We start from the raw sequence: 23921 nt of genomic DNA on the forward strand, positions 1-23921 counted from the left end.
GTGTGCGGGAATTTTTGAGATCATGGATCAACCCCCGCACACAGCCGCCTGGTTCGTCCACTCAGTCGAACCAGCGGTCCCGCGCCAGTTCCTCCGTCCGGGACGGGTCCTCCAGGAGGGCCGCCACCTCGAAGCGGCGGGGCCACTGGGCCGCCGCCCAGGCGAGGCCTGCCGCCACGCCCTCCAGGGTGGCCGCGTGGAGGGTGCCGTCGGTGGTGAGGCGCCAGTCCAGTTCGGTGCCGTCGACGAAGAGTTCGTCGTGTTCGATGTACGTCGCCGGGGTGCGGGGGCCCAGCAGGACCCGTACCGAGTCCGGTACGTCGTGTTCCGTGCCCTCCGAGTCCACCGAGCCCGGCACCGACTCGCTCAGGCGCCGCACCTGGAAGAGTTCGGCCAGTTCGGCGGCGCGGGAGGGGCGGACCGGGAGCAGGGGGACGCCCTCGGTGAAGGGCAGCAGATCCGGGGAGTCGACGACCACCGCGTCGGAGGCGTCCACGACCGTCACCCGGCCGTCCACCACGGCTCGCAGCTCGTCGGGGAGGGTCACCTGGTCGGGGTCCAGGTCCGCCAACGCACCGTACAGGGCGTGCAGTTGGGCTGCGGTGACCCGGCGGTCCGGGTCGGCCAGCCGGTCCAGCAGCTCCGCGGCGCCGCCCGGTTCGTCCAGGAGCGCCGAGACGGACGTCCGTACGCCCAGCGCCCGCAGCACCTGCTCGTCCTCGAAGCCCGTCGCGTCCGCCTCGTCGTACAGGCCGCGCAGCAGCGGGTCTCCGCCGGACGCCAGCAGGCCCGCCGGGCGGCGGCCGTCCAGCACGGGGTGACCGCGCAACCACCATGCCGTGTACGGCCGTACGACCTCGTGCGTGCCGTCGGGGAGGAGGACGCGGACCGGCTGGGTGAGCGCGTCACGCAGCGGCGGCCGGGCGAGCAGGGCCAGGGCCTGGGGCCACTTGTCGTCGTCCACGAGGTCCAGGTCCCGTACGGCGATCAGCTCGGTGGCGACGGGCGGTACCGGGGTGTCCGGGAAGCGGTCGAGGACGTCCTCGCTCCACACGTCCACGGCGTCCAGCAGCCCCGCGTCGTCGGGTTCGGCGAAGTCGCCTTCGCGCGGCTCCAGTTCGTCGGGGTCGAGGACCACGTCGGTGGCCCGGACGAGGGCGAAGTCGGCCAGCACGCCACAGGCGGCGAGCGGTTCCTGGCCCCACTTGTCGGCCAGTTCGGCGTCGACCATGGCGAGTTCGCCCTCGCGGATCACCTGGTGGAAGGGGCTGCCGGGGAAGACCAGTTCGCCGGCCGGGGCCAACTCCCCGTCCTCGTCGGGGAGGGCGAGGGCGCCGAGCCACGGCTCGTCCCCGGGCTCCAGCCCGGCGTCCCGCACCAGGCCGAGCACGGTGTCCGCCAACTCCTCGGCGTCCGGCGTGTCCTGCTCCCAGTCCAGCCCGCCCTCGTCGTCCAGGGAGGCGGCGACGGCCGCCCGGACCTGGGGCGTGGTGAGCACCGCGCGGGGCGTCGCGGGCAGCGCACCCAGCTTCTCCAGCAGGGGGTGCGCCGCGTCCGGGTGGGCGACCTTCAGTCCGAGCCGGGCCAGCACCTCAGGGTCGATCCGGGACGCGTCCGCGGTGGGCAGCAGCACCTGGCGGGGGCCGATCGTCGTACGTCCGTCGGCGAGCGGTACGGGCAGCCCGGACAGCCGGTCCGGGTCGACCCCGGCGAGGCTGTCGTAGAGCCGGCGCCACCAGCCGGGCTCCTTCTCCAGCCCGGCGAGCCGGTCCACGGCGTCCGTCAGCGGCACCCGGGCGACACCCAAGGTCCGCAGCTCCGCCCGCCGTTCGAGCCCGGCGGGCAGCAGGGTGGGCAGCACCTCGGCCAGCACCCGCACGGTGTCGGCCCCGGCGCCCTCGACGATCTCGGCGTCCCGGGGGCGCAGCGAGCCGGGGAGGTCGAGATCGGGCGCCTGGTCCTCGCCGGGCTCGCCGGTCGGGGGCCGCAGGGCGCCGGACCGGTCGGAGTCGTCCTCGGCGGAGACCAACGCCGGGGGCAGGAAGGACGTCCGCGGGAGCCGCTCGAGGATGGCCGCGCGCAGGGCGCCGTCCAGCTCGCCCTTGCCGAGCGGACCGGGGACGAGGCCGATGATGCCCTCGGTCACCGGCCGCCAGGCGGCGAGGAGTTCGGTGTAGGAGTCGGCGGCGCGCTGGACGAGGAAGTCGGTCAGCGGGCCGGGCGCGGCATGGCGGCGGGTGGTGTCGAGGGGGAAGGAGGCGATGAGGAGGGCGGGAACGCCGAGGGGCTCGTCGCTCGGGGTCGGCGCGTGGACGACGGGGCTGGTGCGCGGGCGGGCCGGGCTGCCGTCCGCGTCGGCCGGTACGGCCCAGGTGACGGACCAGTGGGGACGCAGCCGCTCCTCCACCGGCCGGTCGACGAGGAGGTCGGGGGCGAGGTCGCCGTGCGCGGCGACGGTGCGCCAGCGGGTCGTACCGCCCCGCGAGTCCTCCACGACCGTGAAGGGCCCGTCGGTGCCGCGCCGCAGCGTGCGGACGGTGTCCGTCTCGACGACGACCTCCGCCAGGCCGGGAAGGGCGAGGAGAAGCGCGTCGTCGACGGCGTCGAGCAGCCGCTCCGCGAGGTCGGCGGCGGCGGGGTCGCGCAACGGCAGGATGACGACCGTGTCGTACGAGTGGGGGGCCGAGCCCTCGGCGGCGAACGGGAGCCGCAGCAGCGGTACGTGCCCGTCCCGGCGCCGGATCTCGTCGCCGAGCCCGGGGCTGTGCCGTGCGGTGTCGGCGGCCAGCTCGCGCGCCTCGGCCAGCGACCAGCGCACACCGCCGTGCCGGCCGACGACCGCGGGCTCGTCGGTGACGGCGAGGACGGCCGCGAAGCCGACACCGAACCGGCCGACGGCGCCCTGCCCGGTGTCCCGCTTGGCGGAGGCGCGGAGGGTGGCGAGGGACTCGACGCCGGCCGCGTCGAGCGGGGCGCCGGTGTTGGCGGCGACGAGGACGCCGTCGCGCAGCGTCAGCCGGAGCCGGCCGGGCACACCGGCGCGGGCGGCCGCGTCGGCCGCGTTCTGGGCGAGCTCGACGACGAGACGGTCCCGGTAGCCGCCGAGGACGAGGTCCTCCTCGGCGTTGGCGTCCTCGCGGAAACGGGCGGGACTGGTGGCCCAGGCGTCGAGCACACCGCGGCGCAGACGGGCGGTGCCGAAGGGGTCCGCCCCCTCGGGGGCCGGCCGCACGAACTTGCTCACGTTCACTCTCCTCGTCGACGTGAGCACGAAGGTACCGCCGTACGGCCCGGCTCCGCGCCGGGGGCCGGTCGGCCGGTGACCCCGCCGGAGCCCGGAGTCCCCCTGGTCAACCGGACGTCGGCGGACACCGGCCGAGATCCGGGTCGACCGATGGGGTGTCGGCGCTGTCGAGGGTGACGGTGGCGGAGGCGGGCGGCGGGGCCAGGATCAGCGGCCATGCCTCGCCGGAATGAAGGTCGGCCACGATCTGCTCGGGCCTTGCCCCGGCCGGTGCCGACAGCACGGCCGTCACCTCGAGTGCCTGGTCGTACCGGCCCCCGGCGACGGGCGCGCTCACCCGCAGCAGCCGGACCGCGTCCGGCCGGACGAGCGGGAGCTCCGGGAATCCGGCCCCGTCGATGCCCAGCGCTTCCAGTACGGCCCGGTGGACGACGATCTCGACGCTCAGGACGTCACCGTCCACCCGCCGCTCGGCCCAGCCGTCCGTCCGCACGAGCAGGAAGGTGCCCTCGCCCTGGTACGCGTAGGAGAAGAGCGCGGCGACAGCCCGTTCCTCCGCGGTTCCCGCCGGGTCCACCACCACGGCGACCACGACCGCTTCCGGGGCCTCCGGGTCCAATCCGCCGCGCAGCCAGAGCCGTGTCATCGGTGAGTGCCCGCGCGGGCCCTAGGAGTGCCCCAGTTCCGCCGTGTCCTCGTCGGAGACGATCGGGACCGAGCCCGAGTCCGCCGCCGGGCGCAGCGGGAAGGGGTCGACCCGCGTCTCGTCGATCACCGGAGGTGCCGGCTGGGGCGGCTTGGGCATGACGGCCGCCTCCGAGTGGCCCCCGCAGCCGTAGGCCAGGGACACCACATGGCCGTCCGCCGGGGAGAACTCGTTGGCGCAGACGCCGAAGGCCTGGCCCAGAGAGCCGCCGATCGGCTGCAGGAAGCCGCAGCTGACGCAGGTCGCCGGGGCCGCCTGCGCCATGGGCGTCTTGGCACCGTACGACTCCTCCCAGCGGTCCGCGGCGATGTGCAGACCGTAGCGGGACAGCACCCGGGCCCGGCGCATGCCCAGTTCCTCCGCGACGGCGGCGATGGAGCCCCGGGTCGGGGCGGCGGGCAGGTTCGCGGGAGTACCGGCCGTGACCTCCGCGTCCTCCGCCTCGACCAGTTCGGCCATCTCCTCCGAGACGGCGGCGTTCGGCATCGGCTCGTCCTCACCGGCGTACCCCGGCTCCAGACGGAGGTCCTCCGCGTCGGTGGGGAGCAGGTCGCCGGGGCCCATGTCGCCGGGGCGCAGGCGTTCGCTCCACGGCACCCACTCCGGGGCAAGGAGGGCGTCCGGGCCCGGGAGGAGCACCACCTCGTCCAGGGTCACGATCTTGGCGCGGGACGCGCGGGCGACCGTCACGGCCCAGCGCCAGCCCCGGTACCCGAGTTCCTTGCACTCGAAGAAGTGCGTGACAACGCGGTCGCCCTCGCTCTGTACGCCCGCATGCTCACCGACCACACCGGGCGCGGCGGCCTCCTCTGCTGCGGCGCGGGCGAGGTCGACGGCCTCGGCACACAGGCGGTCGGGGGTGCGGCTTCGCGTTGTCGCTGCGCTCACAGGTATCGCTTCTCTCCTACGCCGTCACTCGGGTGCGCCGCCCCTGAAGGCGGCGGGTGCGGACGGAGCGGACCGGAGGACCGCGTCGACGTTCGCGCCCGCTCGCGCGGGGCGCACCTCTCCATCCATTCTGATGGATGGCTGAGATACGCACGCTACCTTCTCGCGTGCTCCCGGCCTACACCGACGGGTCGGAAAAGGTCCTCGGCTGCGAACCAGTCGGCCTCATACGCGCGGTAACCGCACTACCCGTGGCGTTCTGGGGGCACTATGAACGTCGTGGCAGCCGCAAGGACGCCCCAGGGAGCCACCAAGGTCGGTGGGATCAGGGGCAGCAGACGTGATGGCGGTTCGGGCCGGTTCGTCGGGTCCGTCCGCGCCGTCGGCCGTGCCCTGCACTTCCCGGTCACCGGAACCGCCCGTGGGATCAGAAAGGCCACGCACGCGCACGGCGCCGGCGAGTCCGGCCTCGGCAAGCTGATCGAACTCCACGCGGTCAACGGCGCCGGGGACCTGATGATCACCATCGCCCTCGCCTCCACCGTCTTCTTCTCCGTGCCGACCGACGAGGCACGCGGCCGCGTCGCGCTCTACCTCGCCATCACCATGGCCCCGTTCACGGTGCTCGCCCCCGTCATCGGGCCGCTCCTGGACCGGCTCCCGCACGGCCGCCGCGCCGCGATGGCCGCTTCGATGCTCGCCCGCGCCCTGCTCGCGCTGATCATCGCCGGCGCCGTCACCACCGGCAGCCTGGAGCTGTATCCGGCGGCCCTCGGTGTGCTGGTCGCGTCGAAGGCGTACGGCGTGGTCCGAAGTGCCGTCGTACCCCGGCTGCTGCCGCCGGGCTTCTCCCTGGTGAAGGCCAACTCACGGGTCACCCTCGGCGGCCTGCTCGCCACCGGCGTCGCCGCGCCCGTCGGGGCCGGCCTGCACGCGATCGGGCCGCGCTGGCCGCTGTACGGCGCCTTCCTGATCTACATCTGGGGCATGTTCCTGTCCTTCACCCTGGCCCCGAAGGTCGACTCGGCCAAGGGCGAGGACGTGGCCCTGCTCGCCGCCGACGAGGCCCATCTGCACGGCCCGCACCGCAAGACGGCCAAACGCCCGGGACTGCGGACCGTGGGCACCGCGGTCACCCACGCCCTCGGCGCGAACGCCGCCCTGCGCTGGCTGTCCGGATTCCTCACCTTCTTCCTCGCGTTCCTCCTCCGCGAGCACCCGCTGACCGGCGAGAGCGCCGCCGTCTCCCTCGGTCTGGTCGCCGTCTCGGCGGGCGCGGGCAACGCGCTCGGTACGGCGGTCGGGGCCTGGCTGCGCTCCCGGGCGCCGGAGATCATCATCGTGACGGTCCTGGCGATCGTGCTGGGCGCGGCGATCACGGCCGCGATCTTCTTCGGCGCGTTCCTGGTGGCGTGTCTCACGGCGACCACCGGCTTCTGTCTGGCGCTGGCCAAGCTGTCGCTGGACGCGCTGATCCAGCGGGACGTGCCGGAGCTGGTGCGCACCTCGGCGTTCGCCCGCTCGGAGACCATGCTGCAGATGGCCTGGGTGCTGGGCGGCGCGATCGGCATCGTGATGCCGCTGAACGGCACGGCGGGGCTGTGCCTGGCCGCCGCGGTGCTCGCCCTCGGCTGGGTGACGACGTCCCGGGCGCTGATCGGCTCGGCCCGGCACGGCGGCGCGGCCAAGCCCCGCGTGGCGTAACACACAGCCACACCGGCCCCCGCGTAAAGAGCGTGCAGGACACGCCCTATAGCCTTCTGGCATGACCTCGATGCCACGCGGCGGAGCCGCAGATGTCTACGCCGCTGTGCGACGGCGCCGCGCCGTCGCCGTCGTCGGCGCCGTTTCCGCCGGACTGCTCGTCCTGTCGGCCTGCGACAAGCCGACCCCGCGTTCCACGATCACCGTCGGCCGCTCCTCCGTCAGCGAGGAGGCCACGTGCGGTGGTGAGGGCAAGTCCCTCGAGACCGCGGACCTCACGAAGTGCCTGAAGGACAAGGACATCCAGTCCATCAAGGTCGACCCCGACGACACGGTCCGCTTCGGCGTCGACCCGGCCATCGCCGACAAGCGCTGGACGATCCTGATGAACGGCCAGCCGCTCACCGAGGACAGCGACAAGACGTACCGCACCATCCCGGGCAGCGTCTTCTTCAACGCCCAGTACGGCGCGCAGGGCAACTCCACGCTGGTCTCCATCAAGGCCGGCGACGGCAAGAAGAGCAGCAACACGGTGACCGGTCTGTGGTCCTTCAAGCTGAGGAAGGCGGACTGACCACGTCCTCGGTACGGGTCCTCGTGGCCACCGCGGTCCCGGCCGAACGGGACGCGGTGGCCCACGCGTTGACCGGCGAGGCCCTGACGGTGACCGCGGTCGGCGTCGGCCCCGCGCTCGCGGCCGCAGCCACCGCCACCGCCCTCACCTCGGCCGCCCTCGAAGGCGCCCCCTACGACCTGGTCGTGTCGGCCGGCATCGGCGGTGGCTTCCAGCCCGAGGCGCCGCTCGGCTCACTCGTCGTCGCCGACGAGATCACCGCGGCCGATCTGGGCGCCGAGACCACCGACGGATTCGTCCCGGTCACCGAACTCGGCTTCGGGACCGTCAGCCACCGTCCACCGGAATCACTCGTACGAGAGATCGCGCACGCGACCGGTGCGCGCACCGGAGCCGTACTCACCGTCTCGACGGTGACCGGCACCGCCGAGCGCGCCGCCGAGCTGCGGGCCCGGCATCCGCGTGCCCTCGCCGAGGGCATGGAGGGCTTCGGGGTGGCGGAGGCGGCCGCGCTCCACCGCCTCCCCGTCCTGGAGATCCGCGCGGTCTCCAACCCCGTCGGGCCGCGCGACCGCGCCGCCTGGCGCATCGGTGACGCCCTCACGGCCCTGGCCGAGGGCTTCGGGAAGCTCGCGCCCGTCCTGGAGAGTTGGAACCAGCATGACCAGTGAGCCGGTACTGCCCCTGCGGATCGCGTATTCGCCCTGCCCGAACGACACGTTCGTCTTCGACGCCCTTGCCCACGGCCGTGTCCCCGGCGCCCCCGCGCTGGACGTGACCTTCGCGGACATCGACATCACCAACGGCATGGCCGAGCGCGGCGAGTTCGACGTGCTGAAGGTGTCGTACGCCGTGCTGCCGTACGTCCTCGACGAGTACGCCCTGCTGCCGTGCGGGGGTGCGCTGGGCCGGGGCTGCGGGCCGCTGGTGCTCACGCGGAAACCCGGAGCCGACCTCACGGGCCGTACGGTCGCCGTCCCGTCCGAGAAGTCGACGGCATATCTGCTGTTCCGGCTGTGGGCAGCCGACACGGTGCCTGCAGGTGTCGGCGAGATCGTCGTCATGCCGTTCCACGAGATCATGCCGGCCGTGCGGGACGGAAAGGTCGACGCGGGGCTCGTCATCCACGAGGCACGGTTCACCTACCAGAACTACGGGCTGCACAAGCTTGCGGACATGGGTGAGCACTGGGAGACCACGACCGGGCTGCCGATTCCGCTGGGGGCGATCATCGCGAAGCGGTCGCTGGGTTCCGGGACGCTGACGGGACTGGCCGAGGCGATCCGTACGTCCGTGCAGGCGGCCTGGGACGAACCCGAGGTGTCCCGGCCCTATGTCATGGAGCACGCGCAGGAGATGGATCCCGCGGTCGCCGACCAGCACATCGGGCTGTACGTCAACGAGTTCACCGCGGACCTCGGCGAGGACGGATACGCGGCGATCCGGGGACTGCTGACGCGAGCGGCGGCGGAGGGACTCGTACCGGCGCTGGGACCGGAGGCACTGGCGTTCCCCTGAGCCGCCGGTCGGCTCAGCCGTGCCGGTCGGCCGGCTCGGGGTCGTCCTCGCCCAGAGGGACACGGGGCGGCCACTGGGCCAGCGAGAGCATCCCCCGGACCTTGGTGATGAGGTAGACGGCCAGGGGCAGCTCCACGCACACCGCGAGCGCCGCCGACAGCCACACACCCGGGGTCCCGAGGGCGAGCGACACGTCGAACCACGCGTCGCAGACCAGCAGGGCCGCCGTCGTCGTGGCCGCGACGAGGACGGCCCGGTGCCGCCGCCAGCCGAGCAGGGCGGTGGACGCCATCGACACCACCAGCAGGACGTCGAACCCCACCCAGGCCGTACGCCACTGACGGACCGCGTATCCGGTCGGCAGCGTGAACCACAGCAGGACGGTCCACGGGACGAGGCCGACGGCGGACACGGTGAGCAGTTCCAGAGTGTGCCGGCGCTGCCGCCGGATCCGCTCCAGCAGTTCCGCGGACGGGGCCCGCGTGGGGGCCCCGCCGCCGGGTTGGGTGCTTATGTCGCTCACGTCGGCCGTTTCACGGGATTACACGTCGAGCTGGTCGGCGACCGCGCGCAGCAGCCCGGCGATTTTCTTGCCGGCGGTCTTCTCGGGGTAACGGCCCCTCTCGAGCATCGGTGTGATGTTCTCGAGCAGGGTCGTCAAATCCTGGACGATCGAGGCCAGTTCGTCCGGCTTCTTACGGGTCGCGGCCGCCACCGAGGGCGTCGGGTCGAGAATGGTGACCGAAAGCGCCTGGTCACCGCGCTGTCCGGCGACCACCCCGAACTCAACTCGCTGTCCCGGCTTGAGTGTGTCTACTCCGGCGGGGAGGACCGAGGAATGGACGAAGACGTCGCCGCCGTCGTCCCGGGAGAGAAAGCCGAAGCCCTTCTCGCTGTTGAACCACTTGACCTTGCCGGTTGGCACGTCTGTCCTCGTCCTCGTACTCGTCGGAAAACTGCTTCGGAAACGGCTCTTGATAGCACTTGGGCGGGTCGTCACGGACCCGCCGGTACCAAGGCTAATGGTCTTCAGGCCGGTGACAAGACGTCGCCGGGTTGTTCCTTCGCGCTGGGAACTACCCTGGTCCGGTGCGTGACAAAACCCAAACGAATTCCGCCGGGCCCGGTGACCGACTGATCCGTGCCGGTGCCATCGTGTTCTTCCTCGGTGCCGTGGCCACACTCGTCACAGTGGCTCCGCTGTTCCTGCACGCGAAGCCATTTCCCCCCTACATGTTCGGACTGAGCATGCTCATGGGAGTCGGCTTCCTGATCTCCGCCGCCGGAGTGCTGCGGTCGATCGCGGCCGGCCGCCGTCAGGCGCGCGCGGGACGGTAGCCGGCGAGCCAGGCCGGGAACTCGGTGAGGTCGCCGAGGACCACGTCCGCCCCGGCAGCCGTCAGCTCCTCGGCGCTGCACGGCCCGGTCGCCACGGCCACCGACAGGGCGTCGGCCTTGCGAGCGCCGCGCACATCGCCGACGTGGTCGCCGACGTACACGCCCGCCCCGTGCTCGCGCAGGGCCTCCGCCTTCTGCTCGGCCCACAGGTCGCCGACGACCTCGTCCGGGTGGATGCCCAGATGCTCCAGGTGCAGCTTGGCGTTGGGCTCGTACTTCGCGGTCACCACGATCGCCCGCCCACCGGCCGCGCGTACGGCGTCGATCGCCTCCCGCGCCCCGGTCATCGCGAGGGTCGCGGTGATGGCGATGGCCGGGTACATCGAGCGGTACAGGTCGCCCATGGCCGTGATCTCGTCCTCGGGGAACCAGTTGATCAGCTCCTCCGCGAGCGGCGGTCCGAGCCGCGTGACCGCGAGGTCGGCGTCGATGTAGGTCCCCGTCCGCTCGGACAGCGCCTGGTAGCAGGCGCGGATGCCGGGGCGGGAGTCGATGAGGGTCATGTCGAGGTCGAAGCCGACGGTCAGGGCGGGTGCGGAGGTGAGGGCCATATGGGCCATTGTGCCCAGCCCGGGTGGCGGGGAGACGCCGGGCCGGTGTGACGTACACCTACCTCCTTCGGCGTACGGCTACATCCTGCGCTGGGAGCGCCAGACCACGAACAGCGCCGACAGCACGGCCGCGCCCCGCACCACCCACGGCCAGGTCTGGGCGATCGCGTCGTTCATGTGGCCCTGGGCGATGGGATCGCCCCAGCGTCCCTGGTTGCGGCCCCAGAGCCAGACGATCCCGGCCGCGACCGCCACCGACGGCATCCCGATGACCGCCCACTTCGACTCGTTCTGCGTCAGGCGCCGGGAGGCGTAGGCGATGAGCCAGCCGAGCAGCAGGGCGAACCAGTTCCCGAGGATCGCGCCGACGACGAGCAGACCGGCGGCGATCAGGAGCAGGGGGTTGCTCCAGCGGGAGACGGGGAGGGAGAGACGGCGGCGCCGGGTGGGGGGAGCCTCGGGTACGGCCTCCTCCTCCGCCTCCACCGCCTTCTCCGTGGCGGGCGCGGCGGGCGGGGCCGGCTCGGGCGTCCTCGGCCGGGGCGGCTTGACCAGGCTGGGGATCTCCACGCCGCCCACGAATCCCGGCACGCTCTCGGCGAGTGGCGTGCTGTCCACCCGCCACCAGTCCGGCTCACCGGCGGAGGCGTGGTCGTCGGAGGGCGCGGGCCGTGCGGGCCGCTCGGCCTGTGCGGGCTGCTCGGTCCGTGCGGGCTGCTCCGGCCGCGGACCCGGTACGGCGCGGCGCCGCAGGCTCTTGGGCAGCCGGCCGGTGTCCTCGGGCTCGTCGTCGCGCTGCACGGGCAAGTGGGTGGGGGTGGCAGGGGGCGCGTCCTGGGCGCCGCCGGCCGCGTCCACGACCTCGTCCGGGGTGCCGAGCCGGGAGATGATCCGGCGGACGGCCGCGGGACTGTCGGCGGTGCCCTTGGCGCGGCGCCGGTCGATCTCGTTCCGCAGCTCCGACACCAGGCGCATGCGCGTGGCCGACGGCAGCTGACGCTGCTGCGCCACGTCGCCGACACGGCTCAGATACTCGTAGACGACCTGGTCGCTCTCGATCCCCACGAAGTCCCCTCCGGGGCGGCTGCGTTGGATGGCCCGCGGTACGAAGGTATCGCAGGTCAGCATCGAACAGCCCGTGCGGCGTCCGAGGACGGGCCCTTCGGGCCGACGGGGGTCTGAGGGCGGAGCCTCCAGGGACGCCCGCCCACCCGGTACCGTGAGTCGGATGAGCACCCCGGCCCCGCGTTCACTCGCAGAGGCACTCCGAGCGAGGGACGACGTCTCCCTCGCCGCACTGCTGCGCGCTCGCCCCGATCTCATCACCCCCGTCCCGACCGACCTCACCCAGCTAGCCACCCGGGCCGGTACCCGGGCCAGCGTGGTGCGGGCGCTGGAGCGGCTGGACCGGTTCGCGTTGCAGACGGCGGAGGCGCTGGCGGTCGCGGCGGACCCGGCGTCGTACGGGGAGCTGCTGGGGCTGATGACCGGCGACGAGGGCGATCCGGTGGTCGCCGCGGCTCTTCCGCGTGCCCTCGGCACCCTGCGGGAGCAGGCGCTGGTGTGGGGTGACGACGAGCGGCTGCGGCTGGTGCGCACGGCCCGTGAGCTGCTGTCGCCGTCCCCGCAGCACCCGTCCCCGACCGGGCTCGGACCGACCGTGCAGGAGGCCACGGCCGGCATGTCACCGGGCCGGGTGCAGGAGATCGTGACGGCGGCCGGGCTGCCCTCGACGCACGACTCGGTGTCGGCGGTGGGCTCGCTCACCGCGCTGTTCGGTGACCGCGAGCGGATGGCCGCGCTGCTCGCCGGGCTGCCGCAGGAGTCACGGGAGGTGCTCGCCCGGCTGGTGTGGGGGCCGCCGTACGGGCAGGTCACCCCTGATCCCGCGGCGCACCTGCGGCAGTTGCTGGACCGCGGGCTGCTGCTGCCGACGGCGCCCGGCACGGTCGCACTGCCGCGGGAGGTGGCCCTGCATCTGCGCGGCGGTCGGGCGCACCGCGCGCTGGAGCCGCTGCCGCCCGCCCTGGAGCCCGCGGCCACGCACCGTCCACAGATTGTGGACACCACGGCGGCCGGGCAGGCGTACACCGCGCTGGCGACGGTCGAGGAGCTGCTGAAGGACTGGGACGAGGGCGGGCCCGCCGTGCTGCGGGCCGGCGGGCTGAGCGTGCGCGACCTGAAGCGGACCGCGGTCGCGCTGGACGTGGCCGAGCCGGTCGCCGCCTTCTGGGTCGAACTCGCTTACGCGGCGGGGCTGCTCGCGTCCGACGGGGAGGCGGACGAGCGGTTCGCGGCGACCCCGGCGTACGACGAGTGGCTGGAGCAGCCCGCGGGCGTGCGCTGGGCGCGGCTCGCCGAGACGTGGCTGACGGCGACCCGGACGGCGGGACTGGTCGGTGGGCGGGACGCGAAGGACCGTACGTTGTCGGCGCTCGGGCCCGGCCTCGACCGGTCGGCCGCGCCGGAGGTACGGCACCGGGTGCTGACACTGCTGGCCGGGTTGCCGGAAGGCACCGCGCCGTCCGCCGAGTCCGTGCTGGACCGGCTGCGCTGGGAGCGGCCCCTGCGCGGGCCCCAGCAGGACGACGACCTGCGCGCCCGGCTGGCCCGCTGGACGCTGTCGGAGGCGGAGATGCTGGGCGTGACGGGGCGGGGCGCGCTGTCGGCGCATGGGCGGGCGCTGCTGGGGGCGCCCGCCCCCGCGTCTTCGACGCGCGCGAAGAAGGCGGCCGAGGCGGAGTCCGGGGGCCCCGGCGACAAGCTCCCCGTCCATCACACGCCCGTCGCCGTGGAGCCCCTCTCCCCCGTCGAGCAGGCCACCGCCTCCGCCGCGGCCGCCCGGCTGCTCACGCCGCTGCTGCCCGAGCCGCTGGACCACGTACTGCTGCAGGCCGACCTGACGGCGGTGGCGCCGGGGCCGTTGCAGCGGCCGCTCGCCGACATGCTGGGGGTGCTGGCGGACGTGGAGTCGAAGGGCGGGGCGACCGTCTACCGGTTCACGCCGGGGTCGGTGCGGCGGGCCCTCGACGCCGGGCGGACCGCCTCCGACCTGCACGCCTTCCTCGCGGCGCACTCCCGGACACCGGTTCCGCAGCCGCTCGCGTACCTGATCGACGACGTGGCCCGCCGGCACGGGCAGCTGCGGGTGGGCGCGGCCTCGGCGTACGTGCGCTGCGACGACGACGCCCTGCTGAACGAGATCATGGCCGACAAGCGGGCCGCGGGACTGCGCCTGCGCCGCCTCGCGCCCACCGTGCTGGCCACCCAGGCCGACCCGGCGACCCTGCTGGAGGGGCTGCGCGCGATGGGTTTCGCACCGGCCGCCGAGTCCGCCGAGGGCGACGTCCTGATCACCCGCGCCGATGCCCACCGCACCCCGCCGCGCACCGCGCCCGAGCCGGTCCCGGACGGCCCGCCGACGCCGGACGCGACGCTGCTGTCGGCGGCGATCCGCGCGATCAGGGCCGGTGACGTGGCCTCCACGGCCCCGCGCAAACAGCCCTCCTCGGCCGCGGCGGGCGGCGCCCTGCCGCGCACCAGCTCCGCCGAGACCCTGGCCACCATGCAGGCCGCCGTCCTGACCGGGGAGGCGCTGTGGATCGGGTACGTCAACGCGGAGGGCGCCGCGAGCCAGCGCGTCATCGCCCCGATCCGGGTCGAGGGCGGCTTCGTGACGGCGTACGACCACACGGCGGACGAGGTACGGACGTACCCGCTGCACCGGGTGACGGGAGTGGCGGAACTGGCCGAGGAGGCGTGAGGCGGGCCTCTTCGCCACGGCTCCACCGGCATGTCCGGAACTGTTCACCCGGGGCTTCCGGCCCGGGCTCGCGGGCAGCGTTTCCTGAACGGGACAGGAACCGGGTCCGGCTTTCCGACGACGGGACCGGCTTTTCGACGAAAGGGGCCCCATGGCCACGACGATCCGCCGCGCAGTCATCCCCGCAGCCGGGTTGGGGTCCCGTCTGCTGCCGCTGACCAAGGCCATCCCGAAGGAGATGCTGCCGGTCGGGGACAAGCCCGTCGTCGAGCACACCGTGCGGGAGCTGGTGGCGTCCGGCATCACGGACATCACGATCGTCGTCTCGGGCGGCAAGGGCCTGATCCAGGACCACTTCCGGCCGAATCCGGCCCTCGTCGCCCAGCTGCGCGCCGGCGGCAAGACCGCCTACGCGAACGCGGTGGAGGAGGTCGGCGAGCTGTCCCGGCTCGGCCACATCACCTACCTCGACCAGCACGGCCCGTACGGCAACGGCACGCCCGTGCTGAACGCGGCCCGCAACGCCGGGGACGAGCCGATCCTGGTGCTGTGGCCGGACGACGTCTTCGTGGCCGACGTCCCCCGCGCCCAGCAGCTGATCCGCGCCTTCGAGGCGACCAGTTGCCCGGTGCTCGCCCTGATGCCGATGGACCCGTCCGACTCGCAGCGCTACGGCGTGCCCCGGGTCCGGGAGGATCTCGGCGAGGGACTGCTGCGCATCAGCGGCCTGGTCGAGAAGCCCAAGCCCGAGGACGCGCCCTCCGCCTACGCGGCGATCGGCGGCTATGTCATCACCCCGGGCATCGTCGAGGAACTCCGCAAGCAGACCAAGGCCTGGTACGAGCACCGCACCGGCGAGATCTACCTCACCGACGCCATCAACGCCTACGCCGCCACCAAGGCGGTGTACGGCCAGGTCATCCAGGGCCGCTGGTACGACACCGGCAACCCGCTCGCCTACCTCACCGCCCAGTTCGCGGCCGCTCTGGCGGACCCGGAGTACGGCCCGCATCTGCGCCGGCTGGCGGAGCTGACGGAGGAGCGGGGCTGAGCCCGCTCAGGCGCCGGCGCGGTCGAGGGCGCGGCCCATCTCCTCGGTGAAGCGGCGGCCCGCGGGCAGGAGTTCGCCGCTGCCGAGGAGGGTGCCGACGGCGGCGCGGGTGTGTCCGTGCCAGGTGGTGTGCTCCCGGTCGGCCCGGGGGTCGGGCGGGGCGGTGGTGTGCTCGGTGTGCCAGAAGTCGCACACGCCCAGGTGCGCGTAGGTGCCGGTGAAGAGCGCGTCCAGGGGGCGCGGGTCGGGGCGCCAGGGGGCCCGGTAGCGGGCGGGCGAGGGCGGGCCGTACAGCGGGACCAGGTCGAGCAGGGCGGCGAGCTGGACGTGCAGGAACTCGTGGACCAGGGTCAGCGCGAAGAGCACCGGGTCGCCGGGCGGGGAGAGGGCGACGGCGCCGTGGGCCCGGCGGGCCGCCGAGCTCACCGAGGTGCCGCCGGGGGCGGGGTGCAGCGGCACCAGGGTGGACAGACAGGCGGCGATGGCCCGGGCGTGCCAGGGGTGGCGGCGGACCAGCACCCGCCAGGCGCCGTCCAGTGACCGCTGCCAGCCCTCCGCCTCGCCCGTGCTCTGCACACCGGCCGGCGGATGGCCGTGCACGGCGCGGAAGGGGCCCCGGTCGGCGAGCCGCAGGCGCAGCACGGCGCCGTCGCACTCGGCGGTCAGCAGACGGGGTCCGCACAGCGCGGCCGGCCCTCCGTCGACGAGTTCGCCGAACCAGGCGAGGTCGGGGCGGTGGCCGCGGGCGCACTCGGCGAGCGCGCGGGCCAGTCCTTCGTCGAGGTAGGGATGCAGCATGGCCTCCCGCCACCGCCCCGGCTCCTGCCGCTGCATGCACGCCAGCCGCCGGTACGCCCCCTGGAAGCCGGCGTCGTCGGGCAGCGCCCGGCGCACGGCCACGGCCAGCAGGGTCCGCTTGCTGAGCTGCCCGCGCCGCAGCACCTCCACGCCCCCGACCCCGCCCCGGGCCCGGGCGAGGGCGTCGAACAGGTCCGGGTCCAGGTCGAGCGGGACGAGGGGGCCGGCGGCGGACGGCACGTCGGGGGTGGGGACGGCGGGCGGAACAGGCACGACGGGCTCACTCCTCACGGACGGCACGGACACGGGCGGCACGGACACGGGCAGGACGGCCACGCACGCCACGGACACAGCGGCACGGACACGGGCGGCACGGACACCGGCAGGACGATCACGCACGCCACGGACACAGGCGCCACAGACACGGGCGGCACGGACACCGGCACCACGGACACCGGCACCACGGACACGCACGCCACCGACACAGGCGCCAGGGACACCGGCACCACGGACACAGGCGGCACGGACACAAGCGCCACCGACACAAGCGCCAGGGACACCGGCGCCACGGACACGCGCGCCACCGAGACGGGCGGCACGGACACAAGCGCCACCGACACACGCGCCACCGACACGCGCGCCACGGACACAGGCGGCACGGACACAGGCGGCACGGACACAGGCGCCACGGACGCGGGGGCGGGGGGTGGTGGGGTCATCTCGGGGCCGGTCGGGTTGCCGCTGCCAGTGCGGTGAGGTCCCGGTGCAGGTGGGTGGTGATGTGGTCGATCAAGGCGGCCAGGTCGGGGCAGTACACGGACGGCGCCGCGAACGGGGTCGGCGTGGCGTCGGGGCGGTAGCGGTGGGCGTACAGGCCTCCGCCGCAGACCGCCGAACGCGGGCAGGCCGCGCAGACGGGGGCCAGCCCGGCCCGCCCCCGCTGCCGGGCTCGGAAGGCCTCGTGGCGGGCGGCGTCGGTGAAGTTGTGCGTGAAGACGTCCAGGCCGGTGGCCGGGGCGCCGTCGTAGGCGACCTTCAGCGAGTCGGCCTGTTCGATGGTCCCGTCGGTCTCGACCACGACCAGGTCGACCGGGGCGAGCCCGACCGCCTCGCTGCGGGCGGTGCCGCCGAGCAGCAGGGCCGCGATCTCCTCGAAGAGCCGGATCCCGGTCTCCCGGCGGGGCGCGCCGTACCAGCGGTCGAAGACGGCACAGAGCCAGCGCGCGTACGGCACCGGCTGCCCCGGCTCGGCTCCGGGCGCCGTCGGGGGCACAACGGTGCGGCCGGCCAGTCCGGGCGGCGGGGTGTGCCAGGTGCCGTGCGGCAGCAGCAGGTCCAGCCGCGGCGGGGCGAACTCGAGCAGGGCCTCGTAGGTCTCCACCGGGTCGGCGGCCAGGTCGACGGTGCACAGCAGCCCGGCGTACAGCGGGCGGTACGGACCCTCGGCGAGGAGCCGCAGGGCCCGGGCGACCCCCGCGTGGCTGCCCCGCCCGTCGGGACGCCGCCGGTGCCGGTCGTGGGTGGCGGCGGTGCCGTCGAGGCTGACCCCGATCCGCACCCCGTGCCGGGCCAGCACCGGCAGCAGCGCCGGGTCCTCGACGAGCCGCAGTCCGTTGGTCTGCAGGGTGAGCCGCAGGTCCGCCACCCCGTCGAGGGCGTCGGCGAGCACACCGAGCAGCGCGTCAAGCCGGGCGGCGCCCACCAGCAGGGGCTCGCCGCCATGCAGGACGACATGCACCTCGCTCAGACCGTGGTCCCGGGCGTGCCCGGCGATGAGGGCCGCCGTACGCCGCACGGTGCGGGGGTCCATGACCCGGGGGCGGTCGCGCCAGCTCTGGTCCGCCGACTCGTACACGTAGCAGTAGTCGCACGCGAGGTTGCAGCGGCTGTGGATCTTCAGCAGGAACTGCCGGAAGGGGACCATGGGCCAGCCTCGCTGGATCGCACCGGTGCCCGTGCCGCTCCCGCCTGCGGCCGGGGCGGCCCGGGAATTGGGGCGTGGCGGGTGGCCGCATCCTACAGCCCGTCAGCCGGCGGGCACGCCGGGTGGTGGACGCGACCGGCCCGCTCAGATGGTCGGCGGTTCGATGTCGGAGTTCAGCCGGGTCCCGGCGGCGATCGCCTGCGTCGTCGGGTGCTGCGCCCCCAGGGTGCGTCTCGCGCGCTCCAGGGCCTCCCGGTGCAGACGGTCCGCCTCCGCCGCGCGGCCGAGGGAGCGCAGGGTGAGCGAGAGGTTGGAGGTGGCGGCGACGACGTCGTAGTGGTCGGCGCCGAGGGACGGGAACAGGCCCTCGCGGGCCCGGCTCTCCTGCTCCGCGGCCTCCTCGGCGCGGCCGGCGGCCACGAGGTCGTTGGCGTGGTTGACGACACAGCTGTAGATGTAGGGGTGGGACGCCCCGAGAACCTCGACCAGCTGTCCCATGGTGCGTCTGGAGGACGCCAGCGCCTCGTCGGTGCGGCCCAGCGTCCTCAGGTACACCGCCATGTTGCTGGCGCAGACCAGGGTGACCGGGTGTTCCTCGCCCAGGTAGTCCTTGTAGCGGCCGAGCGCCTTCTCGGCCAGCTCCAGCGCCCGGGCCGTGTCACCGAGCGCGGCGAGGTCGCTGGCCAGGTTGCAGGCGGCGGCGAGGGTGTCGTAGTGGTCGCGGCCGTGGGTGTCGCGGTAGCGCTCGTAGATGTCCTGGTCGACGTCCCGGGCGTCGGAGTAGCGGCCGTCCCGGCGCAGGGCTACGGCCAGGTTCTTGCGGGCCCGCAGGGTGTCGCTGTGTCCGTCGCCGAGGACCTGGTGGTAGAGACGAGTGGTCGTCTCCAACAGCTCCAGTGCAGCCCGGAGTTGACCGGTCTCCCGCAGGTCGCGGGCGTAGTTGTTGGCGTAGTTGAGGGTGGCCGGTTTCGTGGCGCCCTGGTTCTCGCGCTGCCGTTCGTAGGCCGTGCGGTGCAGGTCCAGGGCGGCCCGGCGGTCACCCGCCAGATACTCGGACATCCCCAGGTTGTTGGCGTACATCAGGGTCCGCCGATCGTCCTCGCCGAACTCGTGGAGCGCCATCCGGTGGGTGCTCCGGTCCAGTTCGCGGGCCTCCTGGTAGCGGCCGAGGGCGCGCAGGTCGGCACCGACGTTGCCGGCCGCGGCGAGGGTGGCCGGGTAGTCCTCCCCCTTGGTCGCGGTGAACCGCCGCAGGACGTCCGAGTTCGTTTCGTGCGCCTCCCAGAACCGCCCCTGTGAGCGTTGTACGTTGCCGAGCTGGGTGCGCAGCAGCAGGGTCTGTGTGTCGTCGGGGCCGGCGTCCGGGAAGTCCGGCCGCTCCCAGCGTTCCAGGGTGCGTACGGCGAGGTCGTGGGCGGTGCCATAGAGGCTGCGGCGCCACAGGTAGCGCACCGAGTCGATGATCAGCCGGCGGACCTCGGGGTCGGGGTCGGCTGCGGCGCGCGAGGGCTCCAGATGGGGCAGGAGTTCGTCGTACTCGGGCCAGTCCGGGGTGGCGTCCGGATCGCGGGGCTTGGCGTCCACCAGCGCCGTGTGCACCACCCTGCGCAGTTCCTTCCAGCGCTGGGGGCCGACGCCGTCCCGGACGACGGCCTGGACCAGCCGGTGCACGGTCAGGGTCTCGCTGCCCTGGTCGAAGCGGGCCAGCCCGAAGCGGTTGAGGGCCCGTAGCAACTTGGCGACGGAGACGTCGAGTTCGGCGGCGTCGATGGTGAGGGCCTGGGTGACGGCCCGGCTGTAGAGCAGCCGCATGGGGATCGGATCGGGGCCGAAGAAGGAGCAGATCTCCAGCATCTCGACGGCGGCCCGGTTGCTCTCGCGCAACTCCTCCACCGCGATCTGCCAGGTGCGGGCGGCGGAGTTGGGGTACTCCCGGGGCGGCAGGGGGGTGTGTTCGAGGATGTCCGTGGGGCGGTCGCGCAGCCGGGTGAGGTAGATGTCGACCGGCATGCTGCTCTGGCTCAGCCAGACCGCCGCCTGTCCCACCGCCAGCGGCAGGTCGCCGAGTTCGTGGGCGATCTGCTCGGCGTCCTCGGCGGCCAGCTGCGGGTTGGACCTGAGCAGCACCTCGACGCTCTCCGCGCGGGTGAAGACCTCGACCTCGGCCCGGCCCACGCTGTTGACCCAGGCCCGGTCCCGTGAGGTGATCAGCACATGCCCGCCGGGCGGCCCCTCCGGGATGAGCCCGTCGAGTTCGGTGGGGCTGCCGGCGTTGTCGTACACCAGCAGCCAGCGGCCGTACGGCCGTCCCTGGGCGAGGGCGCGCAGCACGGTCTCGGCGGTGCTGCCCACGTCCTCGCCGCGCTCCAGGCCGAGGTCGGGGGCGAGGTCGGCCAGCGCGGAGCGGATCAGGCCGGGCTGGGCGGCGTTCATCCACCAGACCACGTCGTAGGCGGCCCGGTAGCGGTGGGCGTACTCCAGGGCGGTCTGGGTCTTGCCCATGCCGCCGAGTCCGTACAGCGCCTGACTGGTCACGGCGGCGGTGGGGCCGGCGGTGAAGTGGTCGCGCAGGCGCTCGAGGAGCGGACCGCGCCCGACGAAGCCGATATGGCGGGAGGGGAGTCGAAGGGCCGCCGGTATCGTGCCGGGGAAGATCGGCAGGGCCGTGCCCAGGGGCGGCGTGGAGCCGTCCTGAGAACGGCGGCCCGGCGCCGGCCCGAGGGCGGTGAGGAGCTGGTCGAAGGCCTCGGCGGCGCCGCTGCGGCTGAGATCGGCCACGACGCTGTCGAAGTACGCCTCCGTGGCGGCCGGGTCGAGGTCCTGGAGACGCACGGCGACCAGACCGGGACCGGCGGTCGTCTCGTGTCCCGCCAGCTGGAAGCGGATCGCGGCGGCGCGCGACTGGGCCGCGTACTCCGGCGACAGCAGGGCCAGCACCCGGCCCAGGCCGCCCAGGGTGCCGGCCACCTCGGGCAGTACGGCGCCGTCGGGGCCGACCGTGCTGTGCAGGGAGACCTGGTAGCCGACCGACTCCAGGGCGTCCGCGGCCCACTCGGCCCACATCCGGCCCAGCGGCGCGTAGCTGACGTAGATCTGGGTGGGCAGGGTACGCGGGGCACGCAGGTAGGCGGTGCGCAGTTCGGCGCGCCGGTCCGCGGGCAGCGGGGTGAACCGGGGCACCCGGCCCTCCGAGATCCACTCGGTGAGCCGCTCGAACGCGGTGAGCAGCGAACGCTCCTGGCGGGGACGGTCGGCGATGGTGGCGGGGATCTCCTCATAGGCGTAGAACGCCTTGTAGGGCACCTCGATCTCGCCCCAGTAGCGGGTGCGGTCCTCCTCCGGCAGCCAGTCCAGGTAGGGGGCGAACTCGCTGCGGCAGTAGTCCCGCCCGGCCTCCAGCCGCTCCGTCTCGGCCTCCTCCACGCGCATGGGGACCGGGAGCACCTTGATGGGCCGGGGTGCGGAGCGTTTGACGGTGGCCGCGGCCTCCACGCCGCCGCGGATGCTCTGGGCGCTCATGGTGAAGCAGTCGACGAGGATGTCGGGCAGCAGAACGGTGCAGATGCCGCTCGTGTCGCTCACGCCGGTCCTGCTGTCGATGAGCACGTAGTCGTAGGCGGTGATCATCCGCTCCCGCAGGGCCTGCAGGAAGTGGCCGCCGCCGAGTTCGTTGTAGAAGGTGTGCCAGTTGAAGCTGGTGACGGCGGCGGAGTAGGCGGCCGACTGGCGTCCGGCGGGCAGGAAGTCCAAGCGCCCGCCGGAGGGCTGCTCCAGCATCAGTCCCACGGTGTACGGCGTCGGGTCCGCGGCGTCCTGCAGCCAGCCCTCGGACTCGGCCGCCGCCGGCGGGCGTGGTCCGGATCCGCCGACGACGCCCGCGCGGACCGGGGGCTCCTCACGGCTGATCACGGTGCGCACATAGGACTGCACCATGTTGATCAGGCCGTTGGAGGAGCGCAGTTCGGGGTCGACCAGCAGGGGGTGGAGGTACCGGTGCAGACCGGGCGCCTCGAGATCCCAGTCCACCAGCAGCACCCGGTGACCCGCGCTCGCGAGGATCCAGCCCACGTTGGCCAGCGCCATGGTGCGACCGGTGCCGCCCTTGTACGAGTAGAAGGTGACGATCTTGCCCGGTCCGTCAGGCCTACTGGTCATCGTCGTCGAGTCCTTGGTCGCGGGTCGTGGGGGGTGGCTCGGCCCAGGGCAGCGGCGGCGGGGGCGGTCCCTCGGGCAGCCGGAAGGGAGTGGTGCTCTCCATCTCCATCAGCCGGTTCTGCGCCACCGCCAGCATCACGGCGAGCCGGCCGTCGAACTCGTCCTCGGCGACCCGTACCCGGAACAGCGGGTCGTTGGGGTCGTTGTGCCGGCGCCAGTTGCGCCACAGCACCCGGCTCAGGTCCTGCCAGATGGCCTCGTCGCCGGACTCCTCGTCCGACGCGTGGCAGGGCACCAGGACACCGGTGGCCGGGCGGTTCTGGGCGTCGTAGTCGGCAAGGGCGTCCCGATAGGTCCCGGTGCGCACGGCCCACGGGTCGACCAGCAGGATGCTGGTCTGGTTGTTCTGCAGGGTCTCGTCGAGGCGGCCGCTGAGTCCGTCGTCGACCACCTCGATGTTGCTGGTGTACCCCTCCTGCACGATCACCTTCTGCGCCCGGTGGGCGACCGTCGGGTTCTTCGGCGGGTGGTACGGCGTCCACTCCCGGGGCGAACGCCCGTAGTACTCCGGCCGGTTGCGTCCTTGCGGCAGCGGGTCGGCGACTCCGGCGGCCAGGAAGACCTGCACGTGCCCGGTGCCCGGCGCGGCGGAGCGCTGACCGGCCACCGGGAACAGGCCCCGCACGTCCGTGAGGTCGAGGCCGGGCGTGTGCGGCAGCCGGAACCGGTCCGCGGCGAGCCGCACCCGGGCCGCGACCCTCTCGACGACCGTGCGGTACGCCTGACCCAGCGGGTCGGTCTTCAGCAGGTGCAGCAGACCGTGCGTGAGGTACTCGTCGCCCATGCTGGCCTCGTTGTACTGCAGACTGGCCACCTCGTCGGGCAGTTCGCCCTCCACCGGCATCCACACGACCGGGACCAGCGCCGGCACGTTGGGTATGTCGGTCTCCTGGCGGTACCGCTCGAGCCGCTCCCAGAACGCCGTCCACTCCTTGCCGCAGTACTCGCTGCTCAGGTACGACGGCGAGTACAGCGCGACGAAGGCGCGGCAGTGGCCCACCGCCCGGCCCAGCACCCGGGACCAGTTCGCGCCCAGCCCCAGCCCCTCGACGTCCCGGAACGGCGGCTGCGCCGACGGGTCCGCGCCGATCCTGCGGAGCTCCTTCGCGAGATCGTCGTAGAACCGCTTCACGAACTCGTCGCGATCGTCCTTCCGCGCATAGCTGAGGAAGAAGTACGGCTCCTGAACCAAGTCGCCCCCCGATACCTCCCCGGCCGACCTGACGGTGTGACACCTCCATGCCGGAGCACGTCCGGGTCATACCCACGCCGGTGGCGCCTCAAGCCGTCGGTACGGCCCGGGGCGGACCGGCGGCCCGGTCAGATCGAGGACTCGAAGGCGGCGTACGGCACGCCAGCCGGGTTGACGGCCTCGTCGACCACGCGTCGCAGCATCGCGCCCAGCACGGTGTCGGGGCGCTCGTCGAGCAACCCGTCCAGCGTGTCCATGCCCAGGTCGGTGACATCGAGCAGGCATGGGTCGATCCGGGTGCTGGCGTCCATCGGCTTCCTTCACACGCACACAAGCATGCGACGGCGAACCGTGGCACGCGATACGTGCCGAACCCTATGGGATTCGGTTTGCGG

Annotated in this window: 19 protein-coding genes; 7 read left to right on the forward strand and 12 right to left on the reverse strand. The window is 73.5% G+C overall.

Annotated features, from left to right (window positions below; translation table 11 throughout):
* Positions 1 to 61: 61 nt before the first annotated feature.
* From ABZZ74_RS10435 to ABZZ74_RS10445, 3 genes are all read right to left on the reverse strand, one after another.
* The gene (locus ABZZ74_RS10435) at positions 62 to 3244 is read right to left on the reverse strand and encodes a molecular chaperone Hsp90 (protein WP_356763163.1); all 3183 of its coding nucleotides are present in this window, start codon (positions 3242 to 3244) and stop codon (positions 62 to 64) included.
* A gap of 106 nt (positions 3245 to 3350) precedes the next feature.
* Positions 3351 to 3890 (reverse strand): hypothetical protein, encoded by a 540-nt coding sequence (locus tag ABZZ74_RS10440; RefSeq protein ID WP_356763165.1) that lies wholly within the window; start codon positions 3888 to 3890, stop codon positions 3351 to 3353.
* 21 nt (positions 3891 to 3911) lie between these two features.
* A complete protein-coding gene (locus tag ABZZ74_RS10445; protein WP_356763167.1) occupies positions 3912 to 4838 on the reverse strand; it encodes a DUF3027 domain-containing protein in 927 nt (308 codons plus the stop codon).
* A 279-nt stretch (positions 4839 to 5117) separates the two neighbouring features.
* Here ABZZ74_RS10445 and ABZZ74_RS10450 point away from each other — a divergent pair, with 279 nt between their 5' ends.
* The 4 genes from ABZZ74_RS10450 (at position 5118) to ABZZ74_RS10465 (ending at position 8634) form a co-directional block, all read left to right on the forward strand.
* A complete protein-coding gene (locus ABZZ74_RS10450) occupies positions 5118 to 6542 on the forward strand; it encodes an MFS transporter (RefSeq protein ID WP_356763169.1) in 1425 nt (474 codons plus the stop codon).
* A gap of 61 nt (positions 6543 to 6603) precedes the next feature.
* A complete protein-coding gene (locus ABZZ74_RS10455) occupies positions 6604 to 7116 on the forward strand; it encodes a DUF2771 domain-containing protein (RefSeq protein ID WP_356763171.1) in 513 nt (170 codons plus the stop codon).
* Positions 7086 to 7787 carry a futalosine hydrolase gene (locus ABZZ74_RS10460; protein WP_356763173.1) on the forward strand — a complete coding sequence of 234 codons (702 nt, stop codon included), beginning with the start codon at positions 7086 to 7088 and terminating at the stop codon, positions 7785 to 7787. Before ABZZ74_RS10455 ends, ABZZ74_RS10460 begins: the two co-directional genes overlap by 31 nt.
* On the forward strand, positions 7777 to 8634 hold the full coding sequence (locus ABZZ74_RS10465; RefSeq protein WP_356763175.1) for a 1,4-dihydroxy-6-naphthoate synthase: 858 nt from the start codon (positions 7777 to 7779) through the stop codon (positions 8632 to 8634). The genes ABZZ74_RS10460 and ABZZ74_RS10465 overlap by 11 nt, the downstream gene beginning before the upstream one ends.
* Positions 8635 to 8647: 13 nt before the next feature.
* Here ABZZ74_RS10465 and ABZZ74_RS10470 read toward each other — a convergent pair whose 3' ends face one another.
* A complete protein-coding gene (locus ABZZ74_RS10470; protein ID WP_356763177.1) occupies positions 8648 to 9157 on the reverse strand; it encodes a hypothetical protein in 510 nt (169 codons plus the stop codon).
* 18 nt (positions 9158 to 9175) lie between these two features.
* Positions 9176 to 9559 carry a cold-shock protein gene (locus ABZZ74_RS10475; RefSeq protein WP_133045637.1) on the reverse strand — a complete coding sequence of 128 codons (384 nt, stop codon included), beginning with the start codon at positions 9557 to 9559 and terminating at the stop codon, positions 9176 to 9178.
* Between the two features lie 164 nt (positions 9560 to 9723).
* On the opposite strand from ABZZ74_RS10475, the gene ABZZ74_RS10480 reads away from it, so the two are divergent.
* Positions 9724 to 9972, forward strand: a complete 249-nt coding sequence (locus tag ABZZ74_RS10480; protein WP_356763179.1) for a hypothetical protein — start codon at positions 9724 to 9726, stop codon at positions 9970 to 9972.
* Here the strand turns inward: ABZZ74_RS10480 and ABZZ74_RS10485 are convergent.
* Both ABZZ74_RS10485 and ABZZ74_RS10490 read right to left on the reverse strand, forming a co-directional pair.
* Positions 9951 to 10592: a haloacid dehalogenase-like hydrolase gene (locus ABZZ74_RS10485; RefSeq protein WP_356763181.1), complete on the reverse strand. Its 642-nt coding sequence runs from the start codon at positions 10590 to 10592 to the stop codon at positions 9951 to 9953. The two genes, ABZZ74_RS10480 and ABZZ74_RS10485, sit on opposite strands and share 22 nt — an antisense overlap.
* A 69-nt stretch (positions 10593 to 10661) precedes the next feature.
* Complete coding sequence (locus ABZZ74_RS10490; protein ID WP_356763183.1) at positions 10662 to 11648, reverse strand: hypothetical protein; 987 nt, start codon at positions 11646 to 11648, stop codon at positions 10662 to 10664.
* A gap of 163 nt (positions 11649 to 11811) precedes the next feature.
* Here ABZZ74_RS10490 and ABZZ74_RS10495 point away from each other — a divergent pair, with 163 nt between their 5' ends.
* Positions 11812 to 14346, forward strand: a complete 2535-nt coding sequence (locus ABZZ74_RS10495; protein WP_356763185.1) for a helicase C-terminal domain-containing protein — start codon at positions 11812 to 11814, stop codon at positions 14344 to 14346.
* A gap of 151 nt (positions 14347 to 14497) precedes the next feature.
* On the forward strand, positions 14498 to 15397 hold the full coding sequence (locus ABZZ74_RS10500) for a UTP--glucose-1-phosphate uridylyltransferase (protein WP_356763187.1): 900 nt from the start codon (positions 14498 to 14500) through the stop codon (positions 15395 to 15397).
* A 6-nt stretch (positions 15398 to 15403) separates the two neighbouring features.
* Here the strand turns inward: ABZZ74_RS10500 and ABZZ74_RS10505 are convergent, their stop codons facing one another.
* From ABZZ74_RS10505 to fxsA, 5 genes are all read right to left on the reverse strand, one after another.
* Entirely contained in the window at positions 15404 to 16468 is a 1065-nt protein-coding gene (locus ABZZ74_RS10505) for an HEXXH motif-containing putative peptide modification protein (protein WP_356763189.1), read from the reverse strand.
* 442 nt (positions 16469 to 16910) lie between these two features.
* On the reverse strand, positions 16911 to 18119 hold the full coding sequence (locus tag ABZZ74_RS10510) for an FxsB family cyclophane-forming radical SAM/SPASM peptide maturase (protein ID WP_356763191.1): 1209 nt from the start codon (positions 18117 to 18119) through the stop codon (positions 16911 to 16913).
* Positions 18120 to 18263: 144 nt separating this feature from the next.
* Positions 18264 to 22274: an FxSxx-COOH system tetratricopeptide repeat protein gene (gene fxsT, locus ABZZ74_RS10515; protein ID WP_356763193.1), complete on the reverse strand. Its 4011-nt coding sequence runs from the start codon at positions 22272 to 22274 to the stop codon at positions 18264 to 18266.
* Positions 22264 to 23526, reverse strand: coding sequence for an FxsC protein (gene fsxC, locus ABZZ74_RS10520; protein WP_356763195.1), 1263 nt, complete (start codon positions 23524 to 23526; stop codon positions 22264 to 22266). Before fsxC ends, fxsT begins: the two co-directional genes overlap by 11 nt.
* 128 nt (positions 23527 to 23654) lie before the next feature.
* Complete coding sequence (gene fxsA / locus ABZZ74_RS10525) at positions 23655 to 23837, reverse strand: FxSxx-COOH cyclophane-containing RiPP peptide (protein ID WP_356763197.1); 183 nt, start codon at positions 23835 to 23837, stop codon at positions 23655 to 23657.
* Positions 23838 to 23921 lie beyond the last annotated feature (84 nt).

Origin of the sequence: Streptomyces sp. NPDC006476 (assembly GCF_040612015.1) — a bacterium.
In the GTDB taxonomy this organism is placed as follows: Bacteria; Actinomycetota; Actinomycetes; order Streptomycetales; family Streptomycetaceae; genus Streptomyces; species Streptomyces griseorubiginosus_B.